Annotated in this window: 8 protein-coding genes; 6 read left to right on the forward strand and 2 right to left on the reverse strand. The window is 72.7% G+C overall.

Annotated elements, in window-relative coordinates; genetic code table 11:
• Window positions 1–146 precede the first annotated feature (146 nt).
• From ACL02O_RS33100 to ACL02O_RS33110, 3 genes are all read left to right on the forward strand, one after another.
• Entirely contained in the window at window positions 147–473 is a 327-nt protein-coding gene (locus tag ACL02O_RS33100; protein ID WP_412822120.1) for a hypothetical protein, read from the forward strand.
• The gene (locus ACL02O_RS33105; protein WP_412822121.1) at window positions 470–1,123 is read left to right on the forward strand and encodes a nucleotidyl transferase AbiEii/AbiGii toxin family protein; all 654 of its coding nucleotides are present in this window, start codon (window positions 470–472) and stop codon (window positions 1,121–1,123) included. The genes ACL02O_RS33100 and ACL02O_RS33105 overlap by 4 nt, the downstream gene beginning before the upstream one ends.
• Before the next feature lie 192 nt (window positions 1,124–1,315).
• Window positions 1,316–3,109 (forward strand): bifunctional metallophosphatase/5'-nucleotidase, encoded by a 1,794-nt coding sequence (locus tag ACL02O_RS33110; RefSeq protein WP_412822122.1) that lies wholly within the window; start codon window positions 1,316–1,318, stop codon window positions 3,107–3,109.
• A gap of 60 nt (window positions 3,110–3,169) precedes the next feature.
• Here ACL02O_RS33110 and ACL02O_RS33115 read toward each other — a convergent pair whose 3' ends face one another.
• A complete protein-coding gene (locus tag ACL02O_RS33115; protein ID WP_412822123.1) occupies window positions 3,170–3,358 on the reverse strand; it encodes a hypothetical protein in 189 nt (62 codons plus the stop codon).
• Between the two features lie 95 nt (window positions 3,359–3,453).
• Here ACL02O_RS33115 and ACL02O_RS33120 point away from each other — a divergent pair, with 95 nt between their 5' ends.
• Window positions 3,454–4,473 (forward strand): NAD(P)-dependent alcohol dehydrogenase, encoded by a 1,020-nt coding sequence (locus ACL02O_RS33120; RefSeq protein WP_412822124.1) that lies wholly within the window; start codon window positions 3,454–3,456, stop codon window positions 4,471–4,473.
• Between the two features lie 34 nt (window positions 4,474–4,507).
• Here the strand turns inward: ACL02O_RS33120 and ACL02O_RS33125 are convergent, their stop codons facing one another.
• On the reverse strand, window positions 4,508–5,674 hold the full coding sequence (locus ACL02O_RS33125) for a geranylgeranyl reductase family protein (RefSeq protein ID WP_412822125.1): 1,167 nt from the start codon (window positions 5,672–5,674) through the stop codon (window positions 4,508–4,510).
• A gap of 148 nt (window positions 5,675–5,822) precedes the next feature.
• On the opposite strand from ACL02O_RS33125, the gene ACL02O_RS33130 reads away from it, so the two are divergent.
• A complete protein-coding gene (locus ACL02O_RS33130; RefSeq protein ID WP_412822126.1) occupies window positions 5,823–6,059 on the forward strand; it encodes a hypothetical protein in 237 nt (78 codons plus the stop codon).
• A 72-nt stretch (window positions 6,060–6,131) separates the two neighbouring features.
• Window positions 6,132–7,586 (forward strand): MFS transporter, encoded by a 1,455-nt coding sequence (locus tag ACL02O_RS33135; RefSeq protein ID WP_412822127.1) that lies wholly within the window; start codon window positions 6,132–6,134, stop codon window positions 7,584–7,586.
• Window positions 7,587–7,678: the final 92 nt, after the last annotated feature.

The raw sequence follows: 7,678 nt of genomic DNA on the forward strand, positions 1-7,678 counted from the left end.
AGCCGACCACCCACCCAGGCGCCCACGACACCGCGACATGCCGCAACCCGAGCGGATCGCCCGCCCAGGGGCTCCGGGCGAAGCGACCGAGGCCGCCGGAACGAGCGCGCAGCGGGAAAACGACCGGCAGGGGTTACCCTGACACCATGCAGGCCGTCACCAGCGCGCACCTCGCCCGCCCCGGGCGCCCCGCCGTGGTGGCCCGCACGCTGGCCGAGCTCACCGGCCCCACCCGGGGTGTCATCGAACTGCCGGTACGCCTGATGTGGTGCGGCGAGCGGCTGTTCGACCTGGCCGACCCGGACGACCTGCTCTGGATGTACGAGAACGTGCTGCGGGAGACCACCCGGGTCGAGGACCTGCGGGCCCTGATCAACGGGCGGACGTTGCGCCGGGTGTGGCGGCGGCTGAACCTGCCCCGGGGCGTACGCCTGGCGTGGGAGAGCCGGCACCGGGGCCTGCGTACCGCGTGAGCCATCTGCACGACTTCTACCGGGACGTGGCCCGGGTGGCCCTCACCGCCGCGGGCCCGCACCGGTTCGTGCTGGGCGGCGGGGTGGCGTGGGCGGTGCACGGCCTGGTCGTCCGTCCCACCGAGGACGTGGACCTCTTCGCGGATGTGGAGGGGGCGGCGGCCGCGGCCGCGGCCGGGGTGCGGGTGGCCCTGGAGCGGGCCGGTTACCAGGTCGTCGAGGCGGACCCGGACAGCGATCTCGGCGACCTCTTCGACGGGTTCGACCGGGACATGCGGGATTTCGTGGTGACCCGGGACGACCGGCAGATCCGGCTCAGCCTGGCCCGGCTCGACCGGTACCGCAGTCCGGTGGTGATGGACCTCGGCCCGGTGATGGACGTCCGCGACCTGATCGCCAACAAGACCGCCGCGCTGGTCAACCGGCGGGAGGTCCGCGACTACATCGACGTCTCCGCCGCCCTGGACCGGTACGAGGTGTCGGAGCTGCTGGAGCTGGCCCGACAGGTCGACCCGGCGCTGGACCTCGAGGACGTCCGGGCGGCGGGGCGCTACCTGGACCGGGTGCCGGACCGCCGGTTCACCCGCTACGGCCTGAACGCCGGACAGATCGCCGAGGTGCGCCGCCGAATGGCCGCCTGGCCGCGCTGACGGGGCTGGCGGGCGAGCAACGGCCAGGTTCCGGCCGGAACCGACCTGCAGGTGACCGCGGTGTTACGCGGAGGCGGCCGGCGGCGCTGGTGGGGTGAAACACCTCGGGGCAGTGTGGCGCGTGTGACAGCCGGTCGTTATGGTGCGCAACGGCGCCCACGAGGCGTATCCACCCCCATGGAAAGGCACCTCATGACCTCCTCCTCCGGCGCCTCGCGCCGCCAGGTGCTGGCCGTCGCGGCCGCCGCCGCGACCGCCCCCCTGATCGCCGGCGCGCCCGCCCGGGCGGCCTCGCCGAAGGGGCCGAAGACCTGGGACCTGACCGTCCTCGGCACCTCGGACACCCACGGCAACGTCTACAACTGGGACTACTACCGGGACGCCGAGTACGACGACAGCAAGCACAACGACGTCGGCGTCGCGAAGCTGGCCACCCTGGTCAACCAGATCCGGGCCGAGCGTGGCGAGAAGCCGACGCTGGTGCTGGACGCCGGTGACACCATCCAGGGCACCCCGCTGGCCACCTACTACGCCAAGCAGGAGCCGATCACCACCACCGGTGAGACGCACCCGATGGCCAACGCGATGAACGTCCTGAAGTACGACGCCGTCACGCTGGGCAACCACGAGTTCAACTACGGCCTGCCGCTGCTCGCCCAGTGGATCGGTCAGCTCGGTTTCCCGGCCCTGGCCGCGAACGCGATCAACGAGGCGACCGGCAAGCCGGCCTTCCTGCCGTACGTGATCAAGGAGGTCCCGCTCGGCGGGTACGACTCCCCGACCCTCAAGGTCGGCATCCTCGGCCTGACCAACCCCGGTGTGGCCATCTGGGACAGGGCCAACGTCGAGGGCAAGCTGATCTTCGCCGACATGATCGCCACCGCCGCGAAGTGGGTGCCGGTCATGCGGCAGCGCGGGGCCGACCTGGTCATCATCTCCGCGCACGGCGGCGACAGCGGCACCTCCAGCTACGGCCCGGAACTGCCGAACGAGAACCCGGTCGCGCTCATCGCCCAGCAGGTCCCGGGCATCGACGCGATCCTGTTCGGCCACGCCCACAACGAGGTGCCGGAGAAGTTCGTCACCAACACCGAGACCGGCGAGCAGGTGCTGACCTCGGAGCCGTCGAAGTGGGGTCAGCGCCTCACCCGGATGGACTTCACCGTCACCAAGATCAAGGGCCGCTGGCAGGTGCTCAGCAAGTCCGCCACCATGCTGAACACCAACACGGTGGTCGAGGACCCGGCGGTGCTCGGGGCCGTGCGCGGCCAGCACGCCAAGACCGTCGGGTACGTCAACACGGTCGTCGCGCAGTCCACGGAGGAACTGTCCGCCGCCGAGTCGCGGTACAAGGACACCGCGATCCTGGACTTCATCAACCACGTCCAGACCGAGGCCGTCACCGCGGCCCTGGCCGGCACCGCCTACGCGGGCCTGCCGGTGCTGTCGATCGCCGCGCCGTTCAGCCGTACCGCGGTCTTCCCCCAGGGTGACGTGCGCATCCGCGACGTGGCCGGCCTCTACGTGTACGACAACACCCTGGAGGCGGTCGTCATGACCGGCGCCGAGGTGAAGGCGTACCTGGAGTACTCGGCGAAGTACTTCGTCACGCTGCCGGTGGGCGCCACCGTCGACCCGGCCACCATCAGCGACCCGGCGGTGCCGGACTACAACTACGACGTGATCTCGGGTGTCGACTACGACATCGACATCTCGGAGCCGGTCGGCCAGCGGATCACCCGCCTGGTCCTGCCGGGCACCGACACCCCGGTCGCCGCGGACGCCCAGTTCGTCATCGCGGTGAACAACTACCGGCGCAGCGGTGGCGGCAACTTCCCCGGCATCGTGAAGACCCAGGTCTACAACCAGCAGCAGGAGATCCGCCAGCTGCTGATCGACTGGGCGCAGGCCAAGGGCGAGATCCGGCCCGTCGACTTCTTCGTCGAGAACTGGAAGCTGGTCCGCGAGGGCGTGCCGGTCTTCTGACCCGTACCACCTCCGACGGGCCCCGGGTGTCGCACCCGGGGCCCGTCGGCCGTTTCCGGGTCAGGCGGCCCCGTGCCGCAGGTTCCACTCCCCGGGGTCACCGACCCGCTCCGGCAGGTCCCGGCGGGGGTCGGTCTCGGTCGACGCCACCCGGTCCTCCGGATGGACCGCGGGCGGGAGTTCGCCGAAGCGCACATGCCGCAGGAACGCGTACTCCTCGTCGGTGAACGACTCGGCGGGCTCGCTCATAGACTCGATTGTGCGCCGGGCATCAAGAGCCACGGGAGGGGTAAGCGCGCACGACGACCGTCGGCGACGAGGGGACGACAATGCGCGCGGTACGGATGACATCTCCCGGAGTGCTCGAACAGGTGGACGTGCCCACCCCGGAGGCCGGCCCCGGCGAGGTGCTGCTGCGCGTCGGGGCGGTCGGCGCCTGCCACTCCGACCTGCACGTCCTCGACGCGCCGGAGGGAATGTTCCCCATTCCGATCACCCTCGGGCACGAGATCGCCGGCACCGTGGACACCGTGGGACCGGCCGTGGACGGCTGGTCGCCCGGGAACCGGGCCGCCGTGTACGGGATCATCGGCTGCGGCCACTGCCGGGCCTGCCTGCGGGGGCACGAGAACCAGTGCAAGCTCGTACCGCTGGGCGGTATCGGCATCAGCCGCGACGGCGGGCTGGCCGAGTACGTGGTGGTACCGGCGTCCCGGCTGCTGAACGTGGGCGACATGGACCTGACCCAGGCGGCTCCGCTGACCGACGCGGGACTCACCCCGTACCACGCCATCGAGCTGGCCCGGGAGAAGCTACGCCCGGGTACGACCTGCGTGGTGATCGGGATCGGCGGCCTGGGCCACATGGCGGTGCAGATCCTGGTGGCCACCACCGCGGTGCGGATCGTCGCGGTGGACACAAGCGTCGCCGCGCTGGACCTGGCCAGCCGGATGGGCGCCCATGATGTGGTGCAGGCCGGCCCGGAGGCCGTCGACAAGATTCGGGCGATCGTCGGCCCGCCACCGGACGGCGCGGACGTGGTGCTCGACGTGGTCGGTGCGCAACCCACCCTGGACACCGCCCGGCAGGTGGTCGCCACCGGCGGTCAGCTGCTGCTGATCGGGTTGGCCGGCGGCACGCTGCCGGTGCGGCCGGTCGCCGGCGAGCCGCCGACCATACCGCTGGAGACCAGCGTTCAGGTGCCGTTCTGGGGCACCCAGGCCGAACTCCAGGAGGTGATCGCCCTCGCCAAAGGCGGCCAGTTGCACGCCGACGTGCAGACCTTCCCCCTCGAACAGGCGCCGGAGGCGTACGAGGCGCTGCGCCGGGGGGAGATCCACGGGCGGGCGGTCATCGTGCCCTGACCGCTGCGGGGGCCGGCACGACCCGGGCGGGCCCTCAGCGCGTCGTGGTGCCCACCGGCCCGGCCGCCCCGCCGCGCCACGCCGGCAGCCGGCCCAGCAGGGCGAGACCCGCCCGAATCGGACGCCGGGCCAGGGTCTCGTGGAAGCTGGCCTGCCCCAGACAGAACCGGGCGAACATCCGCCACCCCGGCGGGGTCGCGAGCAGCGCGTGGAACACGTCCGGCCGCCGCTCGAAAACCTCCAACAGCCGGTGTCCCGCGCGCATCTCCGGCACCAGCCTGCGCTTTACCTCCCGCGCATACGAGTCCAGGTCACCGGCGGCGACCGCCTCCCCGGCCAGCCGACCGGAGCGCAGGGCGTAGCTGATCCCCTCCCGAGTCCACGGCTCCAGCAGGCCCGCCGCGTCGCCCGCGACCAGCACCCGGCCGCGGCGCAGCGGCGCGTCCTCGGCCCGGCAGCGGGTCAGGTGACCGGAGTCGTGCTCCGGGGTCACCCCGGACAGGCCCAGCCGGGCCACGAAGTCGCGCAGGTAGGCGCGGGTCCGCTCGCCCTCGCCCCGGGTGGCGATGACGCCGACGGTGAGCCGGTCCCCCTTCGGAAAGACCCAGGCGTACGAGCCGGGCACCGGTCCCCAGTCGAGCAGCAGCCGGCCACGCCAGCGGTCCTGCGCGGCGGGCGGCACCGGCAGTTCCAGTTCCAGCCCCAGGTCCACCTGGCGGAAGCGCACCCCGACGTGTCGTGCGGTGATCCCGGAGGAGCCATCGGCGCCGATGACGGTCCGGGCGTGGACCGTCTCGCCGCCGGCCAGCCGCAGGCGTACCTCGTCGGGGTCCTGCTCGACGGCGCGGACCGCGACCCCCTCGCGGATCTCGGCCCCGGCGGCGACCGCGGCCGCCCGGAGGCGGTCGTCGAACTCCTCCCGCCGGACCATCGCCAGCAGCGGCGCGGAGTACCGGCGGGTGAACTCGCGTCGCCCGTCCCGGGTGACCGTGACCCGGTCGACCCGGTCGTGGGCGGGCACCCCGATCCGGTCGGCGACCTCGTCCAGGGAGACACCGATCAGACCGCCTCCGCAGGTCTTGTAGCGCGGATGGGTGGCGCGCTCGACCACCAGCGTACGAACGCCGGCACGGGCCGCGGCATGGGCGGCGGAGAGGCCGGCGGGCCCACCACCGACGACGACGAGATCCCAGATGATCACCGGTGCAGCCTAGGGCACCGTGCGGCGAGCGCACCCGTCGCGCGCCCGGGGAAGGCCCCGATCGGGTGGGCATCATCGGATGCCGCGGGGGTAAGCGGGCTGCGCAGACCGCCCGCCGGGCGGGCGGGTCACGCCGAGGAGGGAAGCGATGCAGCAGGTACAGCTGTCTGAGGTCGAGGAACGGGTGTACCAGGCGGTGGCCGCGCTGGAGGTGCGGGGACACGTCCCCTACCCTGACCTGATCGCCGAGGAGACGGGGATGACGGAGGAGGAGCTGCGCGAGCCGCTGCACCTGCTCACCGAGCGGGGGCTGCTGCACCGCGAGGACTCCCCGATGTCGGGGCTGGACTTCGGCCCGCGGTGGTGCGCACGCCAGATGGCGTGACCGCGCCGTTTGCCCCGTGGGGGGGCCGGGTAGCGATCGGGGATACGTGATCGACGGTCTTCAGGGGGCACGATGAGCACGGACCGGTCGTCGGCTCCGGCGGAGAGCGCCGGGTACGACGGCCGGCGGCGCTGGCAGGCACTCGGCGTCGGCCTGGTCGCCGCGTTCATGACCCTGCTGGACGTCAGCATCGTCAACGTCGCTGTCCCGTCGATCGACCGGGCCGTGCACGCCACGCCCAGCGACCTGCAGTGGGTGCTGTCCGGGTACGCGCTCACCTTCGGCCTGGTGCTGGTGCCGGCCGGACGGTTCGGCGACGCCCGCGGCCGGCGCACCGCGTTCGTGGTCGGGGTGGCCCTGTTCACGCTGACCAGCGCCCTCGCCGGGCTGGCCCGCTCGCCGGAGTGGCTGATCGCCGCCCGGCTTGTTCAGGGCGCCGCCGCCGGGTTGGTCACTCCCCAGGTGACCGGCATGATCCAGGAACTGTTCCGGGGCGCCGAACGCGGCCGGGCGTTCGGGCTGCTGGGCGCCACCATCGGCATCTCCACCGCGGTCGGCCCGCTGCTCGGCGGCCTGCTCATCCAGCTCGGCGGCGAACAGCACGGCTGGCGGTGGGTGTTCTTCGTGAACATCCCGGTCGGCGTCGTGGCCGTGCTGCTGGGCTGGCGGCTCATGCCGGCCCGCCCCACCGGTCAGCCGGACCGGCACCGGCTCGACCCGATCGGGGTACTGCTGCTCGGCGTCGGGGTGACCCTGGTGCTGCTGCCGCTGGTCCAGCGGCAGCAGTGGCACGGCCCGGAGAAATGGTTGCTCATCCCCGCCGGGCTGCTCTTCCTGCTCGGCTTCGGGGCCTGGGAACGGCGCTACGCGCGGCACCGGCAGCCCCTGTTCGACCTGCGGCTGTTCGGGCTGCGCTCGTACACCCTGGGCGCGTTGATCGGGCTGGTCTACTTCGCCGGCTTCACCGCGATCTTCTTCATCTTCACGCTCTACCTGCAGATCGGCCTGGGCTACAGCGCGCTGATCGCCGGCCTGGCGATCACCCCGTTCGCGCTCGGCTCGGCGGTCGCGTCGGCGCTGGGCGGCCGGGTGGTCACCCGCTACGGCCGGCCGCTGGTCGCCGCCGGGCTGCTGGCGGTGGCGGTCGGCCTGATCGCGACGGACCTCGTGCTGCACGGTATCCAGCACGGCCCGGTGCCGTTGCGGACCGCGGTGCCGCTGCTGATCGCCGGGCTCGGCAGCGGACTCGTCATCGCGCCGAACCAGACCCTCACCCTGTCCGAGGTGCCGGTGCGGCAGGCCGGCAGCGGGGCGGGCATGCTCCAGACCGGACAGCGGATCGGTTCCGCCGCCGGCATCGCGGCGGTCGGCGCCCTGTTCTTCTCGACACTGGCCCGTACCCGGGGCGACTGGTCGAGCGCGTTCCGGCATTCGCTGCTGCTGGCCACCGGGATCATCGTGCTGGCGCTCGCCACGGCAGTGGTCGACATCGTCGCGGGACACCGCCGCTCCGGCGCCACCCCCTGAGGCGGAGGCCGTGCCCGCCTACGCTCCGCCGGGGATACGCCGCTGGCCGGCGCCCCGTGTCGGGGTGCCGGCCAGCGGTGGTGTTGTGTGAA

The organism is Micromonospora mangrovicola (assembly GCF_047200535.1).
In the GTDB taxonomy this organism is placed as follows: Bacteria; Actinomycetota; Actinomycetes; order Mycobacteriales; family Micromonosporaceae; genus Micromonospora.

Bases quoted from the DNA above. Each gene is read 5' to 3' on its own strand.
- ACL02O_RS33100 (WP_412822120.1), top strand. From the start codon at position 147: ATGCAGGCCGTCACCAGCGCGCACCTCGCCCGCCCCGGGCGCCCCGCC.
- ACL02O_RS33110 (WP_412822122.1), top strand. From the start codon at position 1,316: ATGACCTCCTCCTCCGGCGCCTCGCGCCGCCAGGTGCTGGCCGTCGCG.
- ACL02O_RS33115 (WP_412822123.1), bottom strand. From the start codon at position 3,358: ATGAGCGAGCCCGCCGAGTCGTTCACCGACGAGGAGTACGCGTTCCTG.
- ACL02O_RS33120 (WP_412822124.1), top strand. From the start codon at position 3,454: ATGACATCTCCCGGAGTGCTCGAACAGGTGGACGTGCCCACCCCGGAG.
- ACL02O_RS33130 (WP_412822126.1), top strand. From the start codon at position 5,823: ATGCAGCAGGTACAGCTGTCTGAGGTCGAGGAACGGGTGTACCAGGCG.
- ACL02O_RS33135 (WP_412822127.1), top strand. From the start codon at position 6,132: ATGAGCACGGACCGGTCGTCGGCTCCGGCGGAGAGCGCCGGGTACGAC.